Origin of the sequence: Sphingomonas endolithica, from assembly GCF_025231525.1 — a bacterium.
GTDB lineage: Bacteria > Pseudomonadota > Alphaproteobacteria > Sphingomonadales > Sphingomonadaceae > Sphingomonas > Sphingomonas endolithica.
In genome coordinates, this window is record NZ_CP103057.1 from 1,058,741 (window position 1) to 1,080,265 (window position 21,525).

General features: G+C 66.0%; 14 protein-coding genes. 4 read left to right on the plus strand and 10 right to left on the minus strand.

All coding sequences use genetic code 11. From position 1 onward, the window contains the following. Positions 1-12 precede the first annotated feature (12 nt). The 9 genes from addA to NV382_RS05095 all read right to left on the minus strand — a co-directional run bounded on the left by addA (position 13) and on the right by NV382_RS05095 (position 16,479). Positions 13-3,435, minus strand: coding sequence for a double-strand break repair helicase AddA (gene addA, locus NV382_RS05055; RefSeq protein WP_260600311.1), 3,423 nt, complete (start codon positions 3,433-3,435; stop codon positions 13-15). Continuing rightward, positions 3,416-6,472: a double-strand break repair protein AddB gene (addB, locus tag NV382_RS05060; RefSeq protein WP_260599437.1), complete on the minus strand. Its 3,057-nt coding sequence runs from the start codon at positions 6,470-6,472 to the stop codon at positions 3,416-3,418. The genes addA and addB overlap by 20 nt, the downstream gene beginning before the upstream one ends. After that, positions 6,465-7,217: a nucleotidyltransferase family protein gene (locus NV382_RS05065; RefSeq protein WP_260599438.1), complete on the minus strand. Its 753-nt coding sequence runs from the start codon at positions 7,215-7,217 to the stop codon at positions 6,465-6,467. The genes addB and NV382_RS05065 overlap by 8 nt, the downstream gene beginning before the upstream one ends. Then, a complete protein-coding gene (locus NV382_RS05070; protein WP_260600312.1) occupies positions 7,214-8,188 on the minus strand; it encodes an aminoglycoside phosphotransferase family protein in 975 nt (324 codons plus the stop codon). Before NV382_RS05070 ends, NV382_RS05065 begins: the two co-directional genes overlap by 4 nt. Then, entirely contained in the window at positions 8,185-8,628 is a 444-nt protein-coding gene (gene tsaE, locus NV382_RS05075) for a tRNA (adenosine(37)-N6)-threonylcarbamoyltransferase complex ATPase subunit type 1 TsaE (RefSeq protein WP_260599439.1), read from the minus strand. The genes NV382_RS05070 and tsaE overlap by 4 nt, the downstream gene beginning before the upstream one ends. Then, on the minus strand, positions 8,625-10,979 hold the full coding sequence (locus NV382_RS05080) for a sensor histidine kinase (RefSeq protein ID WP_418066757.1): 2,355 nt from the start codon (positions 10,977-10,979) through the stop codon (positions 8,625-8,627). The genes tsaE and NV382_RS05080 overlap by 4 nt, the downstream gene beginning before the upstream one ends. A 224-nt stretch (positions 10,980-11,203) precedes the next feature. After that, entirely contained in the window at positions 11,204-13,999 is a 2,796-nt protein-coding gene (locus tag NV382_RS05085) for a TonB-dependent receptor domain-containing protein (protein ID WP_260599441.1), read from the minus strand. 411 nt (positions 14,000-14,410) lie between these two features. Further along, a complete protein-coding gene (gene ahcY, locus NV382_RS05090) occupies positions 14,411-15,832 on the minus strand; it encodes an adenosylhomocysteinase (RefSeq protein WP_260599442.1) in 1,422 nt (473 codons plus the stop codon). Positions 15,833-15,918: 86 nt separating this feature from the next. Next, on the minus strand, positions 15,919-16,479 hold the full coding sequence (locus NV382_RS05095; RefSeq protein WP_260599443.1) for a YqgE/AlgH family protein: 561 nt from the start codon (positions 16,477-16,479) through the stop codon (positions 15,919-15,921). Positions 16,480-16,590: 111 nt separating this feature from the next. Here NV382_RS05095 and NV382_RS05100 point away from each other — a divergent pair, with 111 nt between their 5' ends. The 4 genes from NV382_RS05100 (at position 16,591) to NV382_RS05115 (ending at position 19,521) form a co-directional block, all read left to right on the plus strand. Further along, the gene (locus tag NV382_RS05100; protein WP_260599444.1) at positions 16,591-17,070 is read left to right on the plus strand and encodes a peroxiredoxin; all 480 of its coding nucleotides are present in this window, start codon (positions 16,591-16,593) and stop codon (positions 17,068-17,070) included. Positions 17,071-17,135: 65 nt separating this feature from the next. After that, the gene (locus NV382_RS05105) at positions 17,136-17,420 is read left to right on the plus strand and encodes a hypothetical protein (protein WP_260599445.1); all 285 of its coding nucleotides are present in this window, start codon (positions 17,136-17,138) and stop codon (positions 17,418-17,420) included. A 113-nt stretch (positions 17,421-17,533) separates the two neighbouring features. Then, on the plus strand, positions 17,534-18,985 hold the full coding sequence (locus NV382_RS05110; protein ID WP_260599446.1) for an AMP nucleosidase: 1,452 nt from the start codon (positions 17,534-17,536) through the stop codon (positions 18,983-18,985). 83 nt (positions 18,986-19,068) lie between these two features. Beyond that, complete coding sequence (locus tag NV382_RS05115) at positions 19,069-19,521, plus strand: hypothetical protein (RefSeq protein ID WP_260599447.1); 453 nt, start codon at positions 19,069-19,071, stop codon at positions 19,519-19,521. Between the two features lie 149 nt (positions 19,522-19,670). On the opposite strand, the gene NV382_RS05120 is transcribed toward NV382_RS05115, so the two are convergent. Then, on the minus strand, positions 19,671-21,503 hold the full coding sequence (locus tag NV382_RS05120) for a M2 family metallopeptidase (protein WP_260599448.1): 1,833 nt from the start codon (positions 21,501-21,503) through the stop codon (positions 19,671-19,673). Positions 21,504-21,525: the final 22 nt, after the last annotated feature.

Below are 21,525 nucleotides of genomic sequence, written 5' to 3' on the forward strand. Positions count from 1 at the left end.
GGCGAAGCGGCGCTATGGCGAGACGTCGGCAAAGCCCGGTTTGTGCGCCTCGATCAGCGCGGCCGGCAGGTCGAACAGCACCGGGCCCGAGGTATAGAGCAAAGCCGCCTCGATCGTCCGGTCGGGGAAGATCACCGCCAGCGCGTGCACATAGGCCGCCATCTGCCGCAGATGGTAGGACGGGACGTCCGCCAACCCCGCGGGGCTCTGCCGGCCGGTCTTGAAGTCCACCACGCGGACATGGCTGTCGGTCACGAGCAGGCGATCGACCGTTCCCGATACGACGACGCCATTGCCGACCACCGCGGCGATCGGCGCCTCGGCCAGCGACTGCGGCCCAAACAGGTCGGCATGCGCAGGGTCGGCGAGCACCGCGACTACCGTGGCGGCGATCTCCGCGCGCACCGTGGCATCCGCCACGCCACCAGCGCCGGCCAACCAGCGCTCCGCCGCCGCCGCGCGCTCCTCCACCGGCACCGCCGGCAAACGTTCGAACAGCGCGTGGATCAGCCGCCCGCGCTCTGCTGCAGCACGCATGGCGGGCGATGGCGGCGGATCCGCCACCGCGTCGTCGCCAAGTGAGGACGGCGCCAGGGGCCGCGGCGGGCGAGCTTCCTCGGGAGCGTCGCGGCGAGCCCAGTCCGGCACCGCCTCCGCTGCCGCGCTCGTCTCGGCGGGCCCGCGTTGCAATGCGACCGGCTTCTGCCGCTCGCGCCCGCCGAACGTGCGGACGTCCTCGGCCGGGTCGATCTGCAAGGCGGTAAAGGCGTGGTCAGCGGCTGCGTACCAGCTCTGCTCCGGCGGCACGCCTTTGGCCATCGGCCCGAGCGCACCTGCGATCACCAGCCGCTCTTCGGCCCGCGTCGCCGCGACGTAGAACAGCCGCCAATGCTCTTCCAACTCGCGCCGTTCCGCCGCCTCGATGACCTCGCCCAGCGTACCGCCGCGTTCGGCGCCGCGGGGACGGAAGATCGGGAAGGGCAGCTCCACGCCCTCCGGCGCCCATTTCAGCACGCGCGCGGGGGTGCGCGTCGGATCGGCAGTGGCATCGGCCAGGATCACCAGCGGCGCCTGCAGCCCCTTGGCACCATGCGCGGTCATCACGCGGACGGCATCGAGCGGCGCCGACGGATCGCGCACGATCTCCACGTCGCCGCGATCGAACCAGTCGAGGAAGCGCTGCAGCGACGGGGTCGAGGCGCTTTCGAAATCGAGCGCGGCGTTGAGCAATTCCTCGATCGGATCGCGCGCCTCCTGTCCCAGCCGCCGCAGCAGCTTGCGCCGCCCGCCGAGCGGCCCGGACAGCATCTCCTCGAGGAAGCGATATGGCGTCGCAATGTCGGCGCGCGACAAGATTTGCAGCAGCGGGGCGAGCCGCTCGCGCGGCTGCGTGCGCGACAGATGCTGCCACAGGCTGCCCGAACCGCGCGGTGCCGCCGCCATCAGCTCGTCCTGTGTCCAGCCGATCAGCGGCGAGACCAGCAAGGATGCGAGCGACAGATCGTCGCCGGGCTGCAGCACGAAGCGGATCGCGGCGAGCAGATCCTGCACCGAAAGCGGCGCGTTCAGCCGCAGCCGGTCCACCCCCGCCACTGGCACGCGCTCGGCATAGAGCCGCGCCACGACCAGGGAGGCGAGCTCCCCGCGCCGCTTGACCAGGATCATCACGTCCTCGGGTCGGAGCGCACGGCCCTTGCTGTCCAGCATCAGCGGGGTAGGCCCGTACAGCCACGCCTTTACCTGACGCGCGATATTGGCGGCCAGCGCACGCGTGGCATCGGGCACCCAGCCCTCGGCCTCCTCGTCCGATCCGCCGGTCACCACCGGCGGCCACAATTCCACCGCACCCGGGCCCGGCACTTCGCTGGCATGCGTATCGACCTCGGCCGCGCCCATCGCCGGTGCACCGATCGCCTCGATCACGGCATCGACGAACTCCAGCACCGGCCGGGTCGAGCGGAACGACTGGGTCAGCGACAACTGGGCCATCGGCAAGCCGCGCTCCTCGGGCGACGTTGCGTCGTCGCCCAGCGCCTCTTCCGCACGCCGGCTGAAATACAGCTCCGCCGCTTCGAAATTGCGTGGATCGGTGCCCTGGAAGCCGAAGATCGCCTGCTTCTGGTCGCCGACCGTGAACAAGGTGCGCGTGTTCGGGGCATGCGCTCCCTGTCCGGCGAAGAACTCGTCGGCGAGCGCGCGGACGATGCGCCATTGGTGCGCATTGGTGTCCTGTGCCTCGTCGATCAGCACATGCTCTGTCACCTGGTCGAGCTTGTAGCGGATCCACTCGCCCATGCCCGGCTGATCAAACAGATCAACGGTCGCACGGATCAGGTCGTCGAAATCGACCGCCCCCATACGCCGCTTGGCCAGGGCATAGGCCGCGGCATAATCGCGCCCTACCGACAGCGCGTCGGCCAGCAGATCGGCATAGGCCGCACGGGTCCGCATCGAGAGCAACGCCGCGCAAGTTTCGTAGAGGCCGCCGGCCAGCTCGGCATAGTCGGGATGCTGCGGCGCCTGCCCCTTGCCGAAGGAGCGCACGTCACCATCCGCCTTGGCCCACACCTTGTGCAAATCGTGCAGTGTCGCGGCGCGCTCGGCCGGCGCGCGATCCAGCCAGGCCGACACCAGGCCGGCGCGCTCCACGCCACCCTTCGTGCCCCACGCGGCATTGAACCCGCCGACCGCATCGAGCGTCTCGTGATCGAATGCGCAATCGTCGCACGCGCCGGCAATCTCTTCGTCGATGTCGCCCAGCGGCAAGTCCATCGCGCCACGCAGGAACGGCCCGATCTCGCTCGGCAGCGCCGCCATCGCATCGGGCGCTCGCGCACAAGCGCGCAGGAAATTCTCCGCCTCGCCTTCGCCCAACCGCAGGCTCAGCGCGCCGACGATCGCGATGTCCCGCTCGCTGGCGGCGACCAGCATCTCGGCCAGCGCCTCGCGCGCCAGCAGCGATTCCTCGCGCGCTTCCAGCGGTCGGAACCCCGGCACCAGCCCCGCTTCGATCGGGAAGGCCGCGAGCAATCCCTGGCAGAAGCCATGGATCGTCTGGATACGGATGCCGCCGCCCGGCGCATCCAGCACCTTGGCGAACAAGGTGCGGGCAGCAGCCACCATCGTATCATCCGGCGCCTCGCCCAGCGCTTCCAGGTCGCTGAACAACGCCGGTCGCGGCATGCGCACCCATGCCGCCAGCCGCTGGCTGATCCGCCCTGCCATCTCGGCCGCGCCCGCCTTGGTGAAGGTCAGGCACAGGATCGCGCCCGGATCGGTACCGCGCAGCAACAGCCGAAACACGCGCGCCGCCAGCACCTGCGTCTTGCCCGTGCCCGCCGACGCCGATAGCCAGACATGCGCATCGGGGGCGCTGGCCCGCGCTTGCGCACCGATCAGCCGCGGCAGCGGACGGTTACCGCCGCTCACGGCCATACCATTCATCGAGCCGCATCAATTGGTCATACTCGGCATACGGCGCGAATTCCGGATGCAGCTTGGCCTCGAACGGCGCATCGCCGGTCAGCCATGCGCGGGCCGCTTCGGCAAAATGGTGCGCGGCGGTCTGCGTGAATTCCGCGGTCGGGATGCGGTCGCGCTTGCCTACGGGATCGACCGGCGTCGTGACATAGCCGAAACCGTCGCCCTTGCGCCCGAGCGACCAATATTCGAACGCGGTGGCCGTCCCCTTGATCCCGTCATACCCGCCATATTCCGCGATCAGCCCGAGCAACCCGAGTTGCAGGCTGAACCCCGCCCGCAACGCCGCGGCCGATGGCGGCTGCCCGGTCTTGTAATCGATCACCGCCAGCCCGCCTCCCGGCATACGATCGATACGGTCGAACTTACCGGTGAGCGTTACCCCCGCGATCGACATCTTCCCCTCCTGCTCGACCGCCAGCACGCTGCGCCCGCTCTCCGCGCCCTCGATGATCTTGGCGGAGATCCAGTCGATCGCCTCCATCAGGCGCGGCTGCCACAAGGCGCGCATCATCGGGTGCGTGCGCTCGTCCGCCAGCATGGCCAGCGCGCGCGGCCGGAGCGCGGCGGGGTCGCACTTGTCCTCGCGCGCCCAGGCTTCCAGCACATCGTGCACCGCCGTCCCGCGCCACGCCGCGCTGGGATCGGCATCGACCGGGTCGAGTGCCGCCAGCCGCAGGATGCGCTTGGCGTAGAACGCGTACGGATCGGCCTTCAGGCGATCGACATCGGTCACCGCGATACGCGTCGGTCGCAACTCCGCCGGCGGCGACGGCCGGGGATGCTCGGCCGGCACATGCTCGCCGGTATCGTCCAGCGCGCGCGTCCATCCTTCCAGATCGCGTGCACGATCGAACCGCTCGGCGGCCAGGGCCTGCAACCGCAACCAGAAACGCGAGGCGATCGCCGGCGATTTCGCATCCCGCCGCGCCCGCGTCATCAGCGCGTTCGGTGCGCCGAGGGCACCCGCCAGATCATGCGCGGCGAGCCCCACGCGTCGCTCCAGCCCGGGCAGGCCCAATTCGCTGCGGATGCGCGGCGCCAGCCACGGGTCGGGCGCCGGTTGCCCCGGCCATGTCCCTTCGTTCAATCCGCCCAGAATCATCAGATCGGCGGTCTGCAGCCGCGCCTCGATCAGACCGTAAATGGCCAGGCGCGGATGGCGGCCTTGCTGCAACCGTACGGCCACCTCGTCCATCAGCGTCTTGAGCAATGGCGCGAGGCTCTCCGGCTCGACCAGTGCTGGACCGGCGGCTGCCTGCACTTCCAGTTCGGACAGCAATTCCGCCGCCGCGCGTCCGGCCGGGCCGGACCACAATTCATCGCCGCACAAGGTCTGCGCCGTCTCGCGCAGCGCGGCGATCATCGCCGGCAGCGGTTGCGCCCCCCCGGCGAACAGCGCTTCGACCGGTGCGAGCAGCGCGCGGGCCTGGGGCCACCAAGCGGCCGCTGCGGCCGATCTTGCCCCCCTCCCTGAAAGGGAGGCGCCGGGGGTGGGTTGGTCCTGTGCGGAACGGTCCTGAGTCTCAGCCCCCACCCCCGGCCCCTCCCTTCCATTGAGGGGAGGAGAAAGATGCGCATCGATGCCCGCGAGCCCGGCGGCCGGGCGTGGCCCGCGCATCACCCGGTCGAGGCTTCGTGCGCCTTCCAGCCAGGCCGCGCGCGGCGCGCCGGTCTGCACCAGCGGATGCTTGATCAGCGCCAGCAGCGCCAGGGGCGCGAAGCGCTGCACCGCGGCCTCGGCCAGCGCGGTCAGCAAGGTGCCGGGCGGCAGGATCGACAGCGGCCGTCCAGCCGTATCGTCGATCTCGATGTTCCAGCGCCGCATATGCGCCGCCACGCGCCGCGCCAGGCCGCGATCCGGCGTGACGAGGGCGGCCGTCCGCCGTTCGGTCTCCAGTACCTGGCGCAAGGCGAGCGCGATCGCCTGCGCCTCTTCGGCCGGCGTCGCCAGCTCGGCTGCGGCGATGCCTGCCAGGCGCCTTTGGTCCGCTTCCAGCGTCGTCCACTTGCCGGTGAATGCAGCCGGCGCCAGCGCATTGGCGACGGCGCGGCCGCGGTCGACGGTCGCGTCATGATCGCTGCCGCCGCGCCAGGTGGCGAACTCGGCGCGGTTGACGCTCATCCGCTCCAGCAGCAGCTTCAGGTGGAATTGCGGATGCGTCTCGATCGAGCGCTTGCGCCGGGCAGTGACCGGGTCGGGCGCATGGGGCCCGAGCGCCGCCCATTCGTCGTCGTCCATGCCCGTCGCCAGATCGGCCAGCACCACCATCCCCTCGGGGAGTTCCGACACGCAGCGCAACAGCCGCGCCACCGACGGCGCGCTGTCGATCACCCCGGCGGCGCAGACAAAGCCATCGGGAGGCGCCACCCGCCATCTTGCCGCCAGCCGATCGAGCAGCAATGCCCGCCGCGTCGCCAGATCGATCCGGCCGAGCCGCTGCAATTCGCCGGGCCAGCGATCGAGCACGATCCCGAACAGCGCCAGAGACTTCTGCCAGTGGCTCGACAATTCCTCGGTCAATTCCAGTTCGCGCAGGCGGCTTGGGCGCACCTCCTCGACCAGCAACTGGTCTAGCGTCCGGGCGAGTTCCCCCGCCAGCCGTACCGCCTCCGCCGCATCGACCGGTTGCCCGGCCTTGGCACGTTCCTCGGCAACCAGGCGGGCCAGGATCATACGTCGCTGGAGCGGCGGCACCGCGGGCGGCACGGTGTCGTCGCCGGCGGCTGGGTCGATCGCCGAGCCCACTGCCTCGTCGAGCTCGGGATCGCCGATCGCCACCAATCGCGGCAACAGCAGCCCACCCTCGCTCGCGCGCACGAAGGCGTCGGTCACCGCGCGCTTGGCGCGATTGTTGGGCAGCAGCACCAGTCCGCGCGCAAGGCGCATGCGGTCCCCGCCCGCCCGCCGGATCAAGCCGGTGGCCAGGGCATCCGCAAACGCCCGATGGGCCGGGATCGTGAAGAGCGCCGGCTTGCCGCGCTCAGCCATCCGCCAGCATCGCCTCGACCTGCGGGATCGCCCCCGGCGTGCCGACATCGAACCAGAGCCCCTGGTGCACCAGCCCGTAGGCGCGCCCCGCGGCGATCGCCCGTTCCCAGAACAGCATCGTCGAGAACGGCCCCTCCGGCCAATCGGCGATCACCCGCGGCGACAAGATCTGCACGCCGGTATAGACGAACGGGGCAGGCTTGCCCGGCACGCGCCGCCCGACGATCCGGCCGTTCGGATCGATCCGGAAGTCGCCCTGCCCGGCATGGCAATGCGCCTGCGCCAGTGGCACCAGCAGCAGCAGCGCATCCATCGTCGCATCGTCCCACCGCGCCGCCAGCGCGCGGATCGCGTCGGTCGGCCCGTCGATCCACAGATTGTCCGAATTGATCACCAGGAACGGCGCGCCGCCGATCAGGTCGCGCGCCTGCACGATCCCGCCGCCCGTCTCCATCAGCGCACGGCGCTCGTCGGACACGACCAGATCGATGCCCTTCACCCGCGCGGCGAGATGCGCCTCCAGCGCGTCGGCCATGTAATGCACGTTGACGACGGCGCGCTTGACGCCGGCGCTGCGCAAGCGATCGAACACATGGTCGATCAGCGGCCGTCCCGCTACCTCGACCAGCGGCTTGGGCCGCGTCGCGGTGAGCGGACGCATGCGTTTGCCCAGGCCCGCGGCCATCACCATCGCCGTTTCGGGCACGTTGCCGCCGGGGTCGGGGCGGATCGCCAGCGTCTTCATGCCGACAACGCCATCGGATCGCCGCGGCGCTCGGCCGGGATGTTGATATCGAACCATGCCTTGACCGGTGCGAGGGCGGGATGCGCGAGATCGTGTTCCAGATAGCCCCACACACGGGGGCACAAAGTGGGATAGCGGGTCTTGCCATCGCGCCTCCACAGCCGCGTGAAGATGCCGATGATCTTCGCATTCCGCTGCGCGCCGAGCACGTGATACGCCGCGTCGAACCGCTCGTCGGCGCCGGTGATGTCGCGGTACCGTGCCAGCATTTCCGCCTCCAGATCGGGCGCGACATCGCGCCTGGCATCCTGCAGCAGCGATACCAGATCGTAGGCCGGGTGCCCGGCCAGCGCGTCCTGGAAATCGAGCAGGCCAAGCGCCTCGCTGCCATTCATGTCGATCAGCATCAGGTTCTCGGCATGGTAATCGCGCAGCACGGTCACCTGCGGCCCCTCGACGGCCACGTCGAACACCGCGTCCCATGCCGCGGTGTAGCCGGCCGTGTCGGGCGCGATCCCCACCGCCGGGCAATACCATTCGGTCAGCAAATTGGCCTCGCGGAGCAGCACCGCTTTGTCATAAGGCGGTACGTCCGATGGCGCATGCCCCCGCAGCCGCACCAGAATGTCGATCGCCGTCTCGTACAGCTGCCGGGTGCGCGCCGGCTCGGCATCCAGCGTCTCGCGCATCCTTTGGTCACCGAAATCCTCGATCAGCACCAGGCCCTGGTCGAGATCGACGCCGTGGATCGCCGGCGCCGCAAACCCGCGCTCGGCGAGCCACTGCGCCACGGCGATGAACGGCCGGGGATCCTCGTGCGGTGGCGGCGCATCCATCAGGATGGCGTTGCGGCCACCCTGCACGGCACGGAAATAGCGCCGGAACGAGGCGTCCCCCGCCACCGGTATCAGGACCGCCCCGCCCCAGCCCTGAACGGATAGGAAATCTGCTGCCCCGGCGGGCGGAATCATGTCTGCGGCCATCGCGCCTTCCATGCCGCCGGGACCTCGGCTGTCAAGCCGCGCGTCCCATCCGGCAGGATCTCCAGCGTCAGGGCGAGTGCCGCGGGCCAGTATTCCGGCGCCCGTTTGGGCCATTCGACGATCAACAGCGAGTCCGACGCCGCCTCCTCCAGCCCAAGCTCCTTCAACTCGTCGGGGTCGCCGATGCGGTACAGATCGACGTGCAGCACCGGCAGGCGCACCTCGGGCGGCGCATAAGGCTGGACGATCGCGAAGCTGGGACTAGGCGCCTCGCCCGCCAAGCCCAACGCCGCGAGGAGCCCGCGTGCGATGCTCGTCTTGCCCGCCCCCAATGGCCCGGCCAGGGTGATGACGTCGCCCGCCACCGCAAGCGCCGCGAGATCGGCGCCGAGCGTCTCGCTCGCCTGGGCATTCGCCAGCACGATCATCGCCGCGGCAGCGCCACGGTGATCAACGTTCCCTCGCCCGGCGTGGAGACCAGCTCGATCGTGCCGCGATGCGCTTCCACGAACTGCTTGGCGAGCGGCAGACCCAGGCTCAACGCGCGCTCGTCGCCGCGTACTTCGCTGCCCTGCTCGAAACGATCGAAGGCGCGGGCGACGGCCGCCTCGCTCATACCCGCGCCATCGTCCGACACCACGATCCGCGCCGCCGCTGCCGATCCATCGGCGTGCAGCAGGATGCGGCCACCCTCCGGCGTGCCCGCTACGGCATGACGCAGCAGATGCTCGACTACCTGGCGCAAGCGCTCCGCATCACCGACGATGCGACCCGCCGACGGCAATATCTCGATCGCCAGATCCTGCCTTCGGCGCTTTGCCGCTGGCGCGACTGCTGCGGCGGCGGCTTGCACGACGCGGTTCAGATCGACCTCTGCGGTCGCTAGTACCGGCGGCTGCGCCTCGTTCTGCGTCAGATCGAGCACCTCGTCGACCAGCATGCTGAGGCGCTGGACGGATTCCAGGATCGACTCGACATAGTCCGTACCCGTGGCGCTCAACTTGCCGGCATACCCGCCGCTCAACATCTCGGCGAAGCCGCTGATCGAGGTGAGCGGCGTGCGCAGCTCGTAGCTCATATTCGCCACGAACGCCGTCTTCACGCGGTCCGCCGCCTCCAGCGCATCGTTGCGGTCGCGCAGCGCGCGCTCGATCCGCCGGCTGTCGGAGATGTCGAGCATCGTGAACAGCCCGTTGCCATCGGGCAGCGGCACGGCGGCGAATTCGAAGTGCCGACCGTCGGTAAAGGCCACCCGGCCGCTCCGCTGCTGCCGCTCGACCGTCGCGGCGCGGACCAGCTCGCCGATCAGCACCGCACGTGCCGGGTTGGCGAGCTTGCCCGCCGCGGCATCGGATAGCGCGTCGACACGCGGGTGAGTGGCGAGAAACGCCTCCTCGAAATCCCACAGCGCGCGGAACTTGTTGTTCCAGATCTGCAGCCGGCCATCTGCGGCGAACACGCCGATCGCTTCGTACAGATTGTCGAACGTCGCGGTGCGCACGCGCAGCAGCGTATCGCGCGCGCTGGCCAGCTGCACCTGCTCGGTACGATCCTCGAAGATCAGCAGCAGCCCGCCGTCGGGCAATGGCTGCGCCACGACACGCAAATGAACGCCGCCGGGGATCGACCAATTCTCCTCGATCGCGCCGCCCGCCGCGAGAAACCAGTCGCGCCGCTCCGCCTTCCAGCCGGGAAAGTCGCGCACCTCGGGCACCCGATTGGCCTCGCGCATCCGTTCCAGAACGCGTTCGAACTCCGGCCGATCCGAGAGCCACTCGTTCTTCATCGCGAACATTCGGCGAAACGGCTGGTTGCAGAATACGAGCGTGCGGTCCGCGGCAAACTGCACGACGCCGGCGGACAGCCGGTCGAGCATCGCGCGCTGGGCCTCGCCAAACCGCTTGATACCACTGCGCGCCTGTTCGAGATCCTCGATATCCACTGCATAACCCGCCACGCCGCCGGTCGGCAGTGGCACATCATGCACGCGCAGCATGCGCCTGGAGCCGCGGATCGTCGCTGGCATCACCTGCGTCTGCGGCACCCGCAGGTCGCGCGCCAGCACCGCCCCGGTGAGCGCGCCGCCCTTTCCCGATCCCTCGACGAGTTCCAGGCCGCGCCGCACCACCTCCTCGGCATCGGTCCCCTCAACCGCCGCGACATAGGCCGAATTGACCATGGCCAGCCGCATGTCCGGCCCACGATACCACATCGGCAAGGGTGCCGCCTCGATCAGCCCGGTCAGCGCCTGGAACGCCGTCCGCGCCGCGCTGCTCTCTTCCGACAATTGCGCGATTTCGGCATGGCTGTCGGTCGCATCGAGCACCCACAACACCACGCCGCCGGGTGCCTGCAGCCCGAGCGGTGCGCGAGCACCATGAATCATCAGCGATCGCTCCGACCCCTGCACCTTGACCCGGCGCGCGAATGGCCGCCCCGCCTTTTGCGCCGCCGCGAGATCCTCGCTCAGCAGCGCCATGTCGGTTGCCGACAACCCAGCCGCACCGTTCGACAGATCGCCGACATAGCGCGGCACGGGCGACAGCCCGAACCAATCGGCCAGCCGCTCGGACAATTCGACCCGCCCGTCGGTACGCACGACCATCGCCAGTGCGGGAGAGGATGAGAGCAAGGCGCCCAGCCGGGCATTGCGTCCCACAATATCGACAGCGCCGCGCCGCGCCCGCAGCCCAATATAGAGCGTGTAAACGGTACCGACGATAAATACGGCGAGGCAAACACCCGCTGTAACACCCTCGCCCGCTGAAACTTCGATCACGGTCGCCCCTCCGGCCCAGCTGACTGCCATAGCCGTTGGGTGGGACGCACGATAGCTGGAACCGCTTCCCTAAATTCCGTCAGCCGAAGAGCGCGAAGAGAGCCCTCGACTACGGTCAGGAGGTATCGCGAAACCGGTCGACCGTAATATCGCAAAGAAAGTTGATCAAGCGATGCAGGAAGGGGCTCAAAGCGGCTGAGCCCCTTCATGACTGACGTTTAGGCTCAGAAGGTGGGCAGCTTCACCCGTGCACCGGCAAAGATGTAACGCCCGATCGACGACACAGGATAAGTGTTGTCGGAACCGAGTTCCGGCTTCTGGCCAAACGCGTTGTTCACGCCGCCGAAGAACTGAAACCGGTCAGACACATCGACGCTGGCGTAGAGATCGTGCTGCCACAGCGCTTTCATCTTCAGGTACTCGGGAGCAACGATATCAGGGTTCCCGGCTACCGTCTGGTTGCTATAGCGCAGCGTCTTGTCGAACCAGGACAGGCCATAGTTCAGTGTGAGTTTGCCCAATTGCCACGTGAGATCGGTGTTTACGGTATACTTCGGCGCCCGCTGCTCACCACGGCTATCAGTGGCGTCTGCACCCGGGGTGCCGAAGAACTCCAGCTTGTTCAGGTAATTACCAATAACGCGCAGGTTGAAGAGACCGACCGACCCAGCATCCAGTCGATAGCTGAAGTTGACGTCCAGTCCGGATGTCGCAAAGCTTGCAACGTTCTGCGGCAGAACCGTGAAGCTCGTGATGTTGCCTACGTCCGCTGTGCTTGTCTCCGTCGGCGTACGCGTGATGAGTCCGCAGAATGCGTTCTGCAACGTCGGCTGATCGACGCACAATTGGGCCACCTGCTCCGGCGCCACTGTGTTGATTGCGTTCTTCAGCTTGATGTCGTACCAATCCGCGCGAAGCGTAAGGCCGGGCAGGAAGCGTGGCTGCACCACTGCGCCTGCCGTCCAGGTCGTCGCCTCTTCTTCGCTCAGATCGCGATTGCCGCCGCTGAAGCCCGAAATGTTGGCACTCCGCGCGTCGACATAGGTCGCAGGGTTTGCAACACCGAGTCCGCCAAGCAGCGCTTGGCAATTGGCAGCACGATACTGCGTACCGTTCTGTATCTCCGTACGATCGCAAGGGTCGGTAATGAACTGGAACGTCTGCGACAACGCGCCGAACAACTCACCGATGTTGGGTGCACGCACAGCCTTGGAGTAGGTGCCGTTGAACGTGATGTCGCGCACTGGTGCCCACGTGCCGTCCACCTTCCACGTCGTGGTCCGTCCGATGGTCGAGTAGTCGGAGACTCGCGCAGCCGCACCAAATTCTAGTCGATGGGCGAAAGGCATGTCGCGGAGCAGTGGGACGTTGAGTTCGCCGAACACTTCCTTGACGTCGAACGAGCCCTTGTCTCGGCCCAGTGCATTGGTGAAGGTCAGCCCCTGCGCGGCGATTGGATCGGGTGTGAAGCTGCTCTGTTCCTTGCGGTATTCGGCACCCACGGCGAAGCCGACCGGGCCGCCGGGCAGCCGGAAGAATTGTCCGAAATCACCGCTCAACGACCCGCTGACGACGTGCTGGCGAATACGCGAGCGATCCTGGGTGTTCGCACGCACGAAGTCGAACGCGGCCGCGCTCGCGACGTTGTCGCCGAACAGGTTGAACGGCACGCACTCGCCCGGCCGGAACGTCGCCGGCGCACCCGTGTAACGGCCTGTGGTAGGATCGACATAGGGCTGGTCGATGACCGCAGTCGGATCGACATTGATGCGGCAGGTAGTCTGGCCATTCGCCGGATTCCGCACGGCATCGATGGCGTACAGGAAGCGGTCGTCATAGACGTCGTTGACGTAATTGTTGGTCACGTTGGTTTGGCCGAACACGTACGAGATCTCGTACTTGGCGTGGTCGCTCACGTCGCCGCGCGCACCCACGACGGTGCGGAAGGTCTCGCGCTCGATGGTTTCGCCACGCTGCCCGATGTCGAAATTGTCGCGCGTCACCAACACGCCGCCATTCCCGGCAAGCGCTGCGGGGAGGTAGGGGTTGTCGTCGGCGATCTGCAGGTAATAGTCGAACGACGGCTGCCCGAGCGAGAACGTCTTGCTGTTGGCATATTTGCCTTCGACGAACACAGTCAGTGCCGGCGAGACATCGAAATGGCCCAATACGTTGACCACGTGGCGCTTGATCTGCGGCAACAGGTCATTCTGGTAATCAGCAATGCGCGTGCCATTGCCACCGGTCGAGTAACCGGGTTGCACGACGGTGCCGATGTCGAACGGTACCAATTGGCCCGCGCCGTTGACGATATAGTCCGGCGCACCATCGCCAGTGACGTCGATCCCACCTTCGCGCGCGGTATCGTTGTAGCGGATATCCCGCGTAGGAATGCGATCAGGGATGCCGTTGCTCGCGCCGCCGGAATAGCCCGACTGGAATTCAGGATCGGCGGGATTACGATAGAAGCCGGTCAGGTTGCTGCCCACTAGCCGATCCCGATCACGCGATTCCAACCGGCTTTCTTCGCCGTATTCGTACGCGACCGCGATGTTGCCGCGACCCCCAGCGAAGTTCTTGCCAGCCGTCACGCTGATCAAGCGCTTGCCGGAATCGCCCTGTTCAGAAATGCCGGCTTGGCCGCGAGCAGAAATGCCTTCGAAATTCTTCTTCAGCACGAAATTGACGACGCCAGTCACCGCGTCAGCACCATAAACTGCGGAAGCACCGCCGGTAAGCACATCGACGCGCTCCACCAGGTCGACAGGAATGGTGTTGATATCGACGGCCTGGCTACCGGGCACCGAAGCGACGTGCCGGCGACCATCGACCAGCGTCAACGTGCGCTCTGTCCCCAGATTGCGGAGGTCGAGCAAGTTGAGACCCGTACCACCGATGCCCGCACGGCTGCCCGAATTGTCCGCAGACGTCGACGACCCCTGCAGGGCTGGGAAGCCGGTGAGGAATTCGGTCAGGTTGGTCGTACCCGACTGCTGAATGCTCGCCGCACCGAGCGACACGACTGGGCTTGGTGTATCAAAGTCTGGTCGGCGGATGCGAGAGCCAGTTACGACAATATCGCCATCGGTGCTGCCGTCTGCAGACGCAGGGTTCGCCTGCGCCGAGGGCTCAGATGGGGTCGGGAGGTTACCTTCGGCACCTGGCAGCGCCTGCTGCTGCGCTAGCGCAGGCGTCGACATCATGGCCGTCGCCAATGCCAGAGCCGCAGTACCGAGACGCCAATTTAGCTTGATCATGTGTCCTGCCCTTGTCAGCCGAATAATATGACAAAATCAGGACATTATTGCTGACGTACAATCAACCCTCTGAAACCAAAAAGGAATTCGTGTTGCACCGGTGCAACAGTCATAGTAGGCAACAAAAGAGGGGCAGCCTTTCGGCCGCCCCTCTGCATCTAAATTGTAGCTCGATCAGTAGCGGTAATGATCCGGCTTGAACGGCCCCTCGACCGGCACGCCGATGTATCCGGCCTGCTTCGGCGTCAGCTGCGACAGCTTTACGCCGAGCTTTTCGAGATGCAGCGCGGCGACCTTTTCGTCGAGATGCTTGGGCAGGACGTACACTTCGTTCTTGTAGTTCTCGCCCTTGGTGAAGAGCTCGATCTGCGCCAGCGTCTGGTTGGTGAAGCTGGCCGACATCACGAATGACGGGTGACCGGTTGCGCAGCCCAGGTTCACCAGGCGGCCCTTGGCGAGGATGATGATCTGCTTGCCGTCCGGGAACTTCACCAGATCGGTGCCCGGCTTCACTTCGGTCCACTCATAGTTGGACAAAGCCGAGATCTGGATCTCGCTGTCGAAGTGTCCGATGTTGCAGACGATCGACATCGGCTTCATCGCCTTGATGTGATCGGCGGTGATGACATCGGCATTGCCGGTCGCGGTCACGAAGATGTCGGCGCGAGTGACGGCCTCTTCCATCGTAACGACTTCGAAGCCTTCCATCGCCGCCTGCAGAGCGCAGATCGGATCGACCTCGGTGACCATCACGCGCGCGCCACCATTGCGCAGCGACTGGGCCGAGCCCTTGCCGACGTCACCGAAGCCGGCGACGACCGCGACCTTGCCGGCGAGCATCACGTCGGTGGCGCGACGGATCGCGTCGACCAGCGACTCCTTGCAACCGTACAGGTTGTCGAACTTCGACTTGGTCACCGAGTCGTTGACGTTGATCGCCGGGAACGGCAGCTCGCCCTTCTTCGCGATCTCGTACAGGCGGTGCACGCCGGTCGTTGTCTCTTCCGAAACGCCCTTCAGGTTCTTGACCGTCTCGGTCAGGTAGCCCGGATACTTGGCGACGAACGCCTTCAGCGCGCGCTGGAACTCGACTTCCTCGTCATTCTCCGGCTCGCCGAGCGTCGCGCCAGCTTCGAGCTTGGCGCCCCACAAAGCGAACATCGTCGCGTCGCCACCGTCGTCAAGGATGATATTGGCGGTCTGGCCGTCCGTATCAGCGCCCCAGTTGAAGATGTCGCCGACATAATCCCAATAATCGGCCAGGCTTTCGCCCTTGATCGCGAACACTGGCACGCCGGTCGCAGCGATAGCGGCGGCGGCGTGGTCCTGGGTCGAGAAGATGTTGCAGGTCGCCCAGCGCACATCCGCGCCCAAGGCGGTCAGCGTCTCGATCAGCACGGCAGTCTGGATCGTCATGTGCAGCGAGCCGGTGATCCGCGCGCCCTTCAGCGGCTGCGACGGGCCGAACTCCGAACGGAGCGACATCAGACCCGGCATTTCGGTCTCGGCGATGTTGATCTCGGCGCGACCGAAATCGGCGAGGCTGATGTCGGCGACGACATAATCTTGGGTGTCGAGCACAGGGGCGGTGGCCACAGGGTATCTCCGGTCAAACGAATGGATGCCGCGCCTTACGCCTGGCACGGCTGAAAATCAAATATAAAGATGTCTTTATATGTTGCCTAGGCCGTCCCTGCACCGCTTGCCAACAGGCGCGCATCCACCCCTGCTTCGGCAAAGCCCCGCTCCCAGCGCTCGCTCGCGGGCGTGTCGTACAACAATGCCAGGTCACCGTTGACGTTGAACCAGCCGTGTCGCGTCAATTCCTCGTCAAGCTGCCCGTCGCCCCACGCGGCATAGCCCAGTGCGACGACGAAGCGGCTCGGTCCGGCGCCCTCGGCAATCGCCCGCAATACATCAATCGTGCCGGACATCGCCCAGCGCCCGGCGACATCGATCGTGTCCTGCCCGCCCCAGTCGGTCGAATGGATCACGAAGCCGCGGCGCGGCTCGACCGGACCGCCCAGATGCACCGGCGCGTTCGGTGCCGCACCAGGATCGATCGCGAACTGTTCAAGCAGCGTGTGCAGCCCGAGCCCGTTAATGACGGTACCCAGCCCGATCCCGACCGCACCCTGCTCGTCATGCGCGCACACGGCGATAGCCGCACGCTCGAACCGGGGATCGCCGATCCCGGGCATGGCGAGCAGAAACTGGCCGGTGAGATATCGCGCGCTTTCCATGACTTGCGATTGTAACGGCGCACGCGACGGCTCGCCATGCTTGAAATCAGTATCAGTTGATACGAGTTAGGGATGAGGTCGCGCTCTTGTGCGACGGCAGGAGATTGAATGATGACGATTAGCGTCGGCGACCGTATTCCCACCACCACCCTCACCAAGGTCACCGCCAGCGGTCCTGACCAAGTCAGCTCCGACGAATTCTTCAAGGGCCGCAAGATCGTACTGGTCGCCGTGCCCGGCGCGTTCACGCCGACCTGCTCCGCGCGACACCTCCCCAGCTTCGTCGACAAGGCCGATGAACTGAAAGCCAAGGGCGTGGACGAGATCGCCTTCACCTCGGTCAACGACGCGTTCGTCATGGATGCCTGGGCCAAGAGCGCAGATGCGGGCGACATCACCATGCTGGCCGATGGCAATGGCGACTTCGCCGAGGCAATCGGGCTGACGATGGACGGATCGAAGTTCGGCATGGGCAAGCGCAGCCAGCGTTACTCGATGCTGGTCGAGGACGGCGTGGTCAGGCAGTTGAACGTCGAAGCCCCAGGCGAATTCAACGTGTCGTCGGCGGAACATCTGCTGAGCGAAATCTGACACGGGATTGGAACGCGGGGCGTCTGGTTGCGTTTACGCAACGAACAATCTCCAAGGAGCCCGTCATGAACGACACCACCGCAAACACCAACAACGACACCGCGACCGACAAGACGGTGCTCGAGCAGACCCAAGAGACGGTGACGGCGGCGGTTCAGACCGCCACCGAGGCTGTCACCTCCGCCTTCGGTTCGACCGTGGAAGCCGCCAAGAACAACCCTGTAGCAGCGGCGGCGATTGCCGCTGGTGCTGCGGCAGCCGTTGCCGGTGCTGCGTTCGGTGTCAGCAAGCTGCTCGAGGCAGATGCCAAGCCCAAGACGGCATCCAAGACGAACTCGAAAAAGTCGTAATCGGCAGAGCAGATTAGGGGGCGCGTTCTTACCCGAGAGCGCGCCCTTCGTGCGTGCTGCTTGCTGACTGCCCCCGTCTTGCCAGCGTCACGAAGGTGGCTTAGCGACAGCAGATGACAACTGCCGCCGACATCGTCGCCGAACTCGACACCCTATATTGCGCCTCGGTCGAACGGCTGCAGGCCGCGCTGACTGATTTTATCGCGAACGGAACTATACCGGACCCCGCCTGTCGTCGTGACGGCAGCTTTGCTTATCCCGAAATACGGCTGACCTATCGCGGCGGCAACGATCGCCCCGCACCCATGCGCTCGTTTGGTCGCCTCGGTACCGAGGGCGAATACAAGATCAGCGTGACCAAGCCGGCAATTTTCGCCGACTATCTGATCGAGCAGCTGACCCTGCTGATCGAGGATTACGACGTCGAAGTGCAAGCGGTGGAGGGGCGGCAGGAAATCCCCTTCCCCTACGTGCTCGATCCTGGCCATGCGCTCAGCCTGGACGAAATCTCCGCTGCCGATCTAGCGCGGTTCTTCCCGGCCACCGAACTGGCCAATATTGGCGACGAGATTGCCGACGGGCTGTGGGTCGCCAGTGACGAAACACGGCCGTTGGCCCTTTTCGATGGCCTGCGGACCGATTTCAGCCTCGCGCGTCTGCGGCATTACATGGGCACGCCCGCCGAACATTCGCAGCGCTTCGTGCTGTTCACCAACTATCACCGCTATGTCGACGAGTTCGTCCGCTGGGCGGCGGGGCAACTCGGCCCAGATGCGGATGGCAATCCCAGCCGCTTCACCGGCCTGTCCGGCGCGGGCGGGATCATGATCCACCATGGCGACGATGCCGACAAGATCGTCAGTGACAGCGCTTGGCGGCGGCACCAGATGCCGGCCTATCACCTGATGGCGGACGATCGCACCGGGATCACATTGGTCAATATCGGCGTCGGCCCGTCCAACGCCAAGACGATCACCGATCACTTGGCGGTGCTGCGCCCAGAGGCTTGGCTGATGATCGGCCATTGCGGCGGCCTGCGCCCGAGCCAGCGGATCGGCGACTACGTCCTCGCGCACGCCTATCTGCGCGACGATCACGTGCTCGACGACGTGCTGCCGCCGGAGATTCCGGTGCCCGCGATCGCCGAAGTCCAGGTCGCCATGGCGCGTGCGGCGGAGACGATCTCCGGCCAGTCGGGTGACGAGCTCAAGCGTCGCCTGCGCACCGGCACGATCGTCACCACCGACGATCGCAATTGGGAACTACGCTACTCGAAGTCGGCACTGCGCTTTTCGCTCAGCCGCGCGGTCGGGATCGACATGGAATCCGCCACCATCGCCGCCCAGGGCTATCGCTTCCGCGTGCCCTACGGCACCTTGCTGTGCGTGTCGGACAAGCCGCTGCACGGCGAATTGAAGCTGCCGGGCCAGGCCAACCGCTTCTACGAACGGGCGATCAACGAGCATATGCGGATCGGCATCGAGACGTGCGAGGAGCTGCGTCGCGAAGGCGCCAAGCTGCACAGCCGCAAGCTGCGCGCGTTCAACGAGCCGCCCTTCCGGTGACCTAGGCGCGGGCAGGATCGCCCTTAGGGAAACCGTTCCGGAGTTGTGCGTTACGCTAGCTCAACGACTTCAGGAGTCATCCTATGGCCACCCCGCCCAAGAATCCGACCGACGGCACCCAGCCTCCCGCTCCCCGCAAGCCCGCAACGCCGCGCAAGACGACGCGCAAGGCGCCAGCCACCGGAGCGGCCAAGGCCCCCGCGCGCAAGCCTGCGACACCGCGCAACACCGTCACGAACTCCGCTGCTGCGAAGCCGGCGACGGCAGCCAGGAAGCCTGCAGCCAAGCGGAACGCCAGCACCAAGGCACCTGCCACGAGCGCTGCCACGAGCAAGGGGCGGAAATGGGGCATTGCCGCCGTGGTTGGCGGCGTCGGTGCGGCAGTGACCGCAGGCCTGCTGGCGCTACGCGGCAGCACGCCGGTGGACACCCCGTTCACGCCGCACGAGGGTGAGAAGGCGCATCAGGCGGACGGCACTGACTCCTCGGCATCGTTCGAGGCTGGCATTGCCGATGAGGGTACCATTCCTGGGTGAGAGTGGCTCAACTTGTTCCCCGGCGAAGGCCGGGGCCCAGTTGCGGAACCTGATTGTCTTAAGAAGCGCTTCGTCACAGCGACCTGTCCGCCTGGGCCCCGGCCTTCGCCGGGGAACAGTAGATGAGAGGATATTTAGGCGGTCAGCCCTTACCAGCCGCTAGGTTTCCCCTTGTTTTGCATATCCAGCCACTTCTTGAGCGGCGCGAAATAAGCGACCATTGCCTTGCCGGACATTTCACGGCTGCCGGTGAACTTCTCCAGCGCGTCTGGCCAGGGCTTGGACTGGCCCATTTCCAACATAGCGTTCAGCTTCGCGCCGACTTCCTTGTTGCCGTAGAACGAGCAGCGATGCAGCGGCCCCTTCCACCCGGCCTGCTTACACGCCGCCTGGTAGAACTGGAACTGCAGCAGCCGCGCCAGGAAATAGCGCGTGTATGGTACGCTTGCCGGCACGTGATACTTGGCGCCCGGATCGAACCTGGTCTCGTCCCGCGCCACGGGCGGCACGATGCCTTGATACTTGAGGCGCAGCGCATCCCAGCCCGCTTCATAACCGGTCGGCTTGATCTCGCCTGAGAACACCCCCCAGCGCCATTTATCGATCAGCAGGCCGAACGGCAGGAACGCCACCTTGTCCATCGCCTGGCGCAGCAACAGGCCGACATCCTTGTCCGCGCTAGGCACCCTGGATTGATCGAGCAGGCCGATCTGCACGAGATAATCGGGCGTGATCGACAGCGCGACGAAATCGCCAATCGCCTCGTGGAAACCGTCATTGGCGCCGCTCAGATAGGCGGGTGACTGGTTCTTGTAGGCGCGCTGATAATAATTGTGGCCCAATTCATGGTGGATAGTGACGAAATCGTCGCCATTCACCTTGGTGCACATCTTGACGCGGATATCGTCCTTGTTGTCGAGATCCCAGGCCGAGGCGTGGCAGATCACCTCGCGGTCGGCCGGCTTGGTGATCTGCGAGCGCGCCCAGAAGGTCTCGGGCAACGGCGCGAAGCCGAGCGAGGAATAGAAGCCCTCGCCCGCCTTCACCATCTTGACCGGATCATAGCCCTTCGCCTTCAGCAACTCCGTCGTGTCGAAGCCCAGGTCGCCAGCACCCTTGGGCGCGACGATGTCGTAGATGTTGCCCCATTCCTGCGCCCACATATTGCCCAGCAGGTCGCTGCGGATCGGGCCGGTCTTCGACTGCACCGCATCGCCGTATTTCACGTTCAGCTTCCACCGCACATAGGTGTGCAGCGACTTGTAGAGCGGCTCGACCTCGCCCCAGAGGCGATCGGTCAGCTTGGCGAATGCGGCGGGATCCATGTCATAACCCGATCGCCACATCGCGCCGGTATCGGCATAACCGAGCTCGGCGGCACCCTGGTTGGCGATCTCGACCGTGCGGGCATAATCCGTGCGCATCGGCGCACCGACATTGTCGTGCCAGCTGACCCACATCTCCTTCAGCTTGGCCGGATCGCGTTCGGTGCCCATTGCCGCTTCGATGTCGCTGCCGTTGATCGGCTTGCCGTCCAGCGTGCCCTTGCCCTTGCCGTAGGAGGAGGACATCTTGGTCACCAGCGTCGACAATTCCGTCGCCGCGCCGGGCGTGGTCGGCGCGGGCAGCGTGATGCCGCCGCGCAGCAGGTCCAGCTTGCGCCGCGTGTCGAACGACAGGCCGGCTACCTTGTCATACTTGGCCGCTTCCAGTGCCAGCTTGACCGACAATTCGGTACCCTCGGCATTGATCCGCGCGGCGATCGCGTCGGTGTCGTCGGTGATGTAGGTCGCATTGACCCAGTTCACCTGGCTCGACTGGATGCCGAAGTCGTACAGCGTCTTTTCCGATGCAGCGATGAACGCGTCCGCATCCGCGGCGGTTAGCGCTGCGGCTGATGCGGGTGCTGCCGTCTGTGCGACGCTCGGCATTGCCACGGTGGCGAGCGACAGTGCCAGGAACGAGATACCGGTACGGATCATGTAAAACCTCAACAAAACGGAT